The 1,468-nt window shown below is 59.5% G+C and carries 1 protein-coding gene; it reads right to left on the bottom strand.

What is annotated here, in order from left to right; all coding sequences use genetic code 11:
- The coding region (locus A2I95_RS37430) for a hypothetical protein (protein WP_291737519.1) at nt 1–1,468 on the bottom strand (1,468 nt) is incomplete at both ends.

Below are 1,468 nucleotides of genomic sequence, written 5' to 3' on the forward strand. Positions count from 1 at the left end.
ATTTCGATCTTCTTGGCAATTGCCATGCTGGACCAGGGCTGGGCCGGTTCGGACGCCATGTCGATATGCGCCTGCATCTTGATGCGGCGGCTTTCCCATTCCTCGTCCGTGCAGGTTTCACCGGCCGGCTTGTCCGGCACATGGGCGCCTTTGTTATGCGCCATATACTCGGTCGCATAGGCCTTGTCATAGCTGAATTTGGTGGCAATTTTCTCAGCGATGGCAGCGATATCCATGCCGTGTTCGGTCCAGCCGCCGTATTCCTTTTTGCCGCCGTTGCTTTTCATAAAGCTTTGTTTGTCGTCAACGGCATGGCCGACCTCATGCAGGGTGTTCCAGTTGAAAAACGTGACAGGCTCCTCGTTTGCCGGTTTGCATTTTTCCAGCTCGGCGCGTTCTTCCGGGGTGGCGGCATCATCCAGGCTGCCCACCGCATCATCGCTGCCAAAGGCATAATTGGGCGAGGCCCCGGCGTCGCCTTCATGCATCACAATCCGCTTCTCATTGCCCTGGTACATTGAGCCGCCTTTCGCAGCTTCATTAACCGCGAACTTCTGCAGCGAGTCATTGTTCAGCGTATGATCCAGCGGCAGATCCTGCATCGCCTTGTAGAAGGCGACAATGTTCGGCCCCTTCAGATTGGCATCGGCAATTTCCGTGGCCGGCGCCAGGTTCTCATTATTGAAGTTCTTGATATCACAGCCAAAACGCGCCTTGAACGCCACTTTGACCACCGCCCGCTGCGCCTCGGGCTCCAGGTTGTCGATCATCGCGTCCAGCTCGTCTGTGCCATTGGGGCGCGACAGGATTTCCTTGATGTCCTTGTCCGTGGGCGGCGTGTTGGCCCGCATTTCCGCCATCACAAAGGCGCTGGTGCCGATGGCGCGCGCCTCTTCCAGCAGTGTAATGGCCTCTCCCGGTTTCTTGCCGGCCACAGCCGCAGCGGCATCCGCCAGTTTCTTGCGCATGGTGTCGATGCTGGGCTTGATGGCATAGCGGTGCTCATGCCCTTCCAGCACAGCCAGCCGCGGCTCCACCTCCGGTTTGACGCGCAGGTCCTTGTATGCCTTGTGCTGCTCCGCCATCTCCAGCGCGGCCTTGGTCTGGGCAATCGCCGCTTCGATATCCGCACTGACCTTGGCGTAATTCTGCCCGCCCTTGGCGGCGGCTTCGGCATCAGCCAGCAGTTTTTCAACCGCGTCGGTCTCATCCTTCACATAGGCCGCTTCGCCGTGACCGGTAACCGGGGTCAAAGCCGCCCGGGCACGGGTGATTTCCTGTTCGATGAACGCATATTGCGAGATCACCTCATCCGCCGTGTTGCAGGCTTCCAGCGCGGCCAGCAGATGGCCCTTGGCGGTCTTGGCGTCCAGCCCGTCCTTGCCGCAGTTTTCAATCTCGGCATTTGCGGTATCCAGATGCGGCTTGGCCACGGCGGCGTTTTCACGGCTGCCGACCACCTTGATCG

The organism is Leisingera sp. F5, from assembly GCF_001593695.1.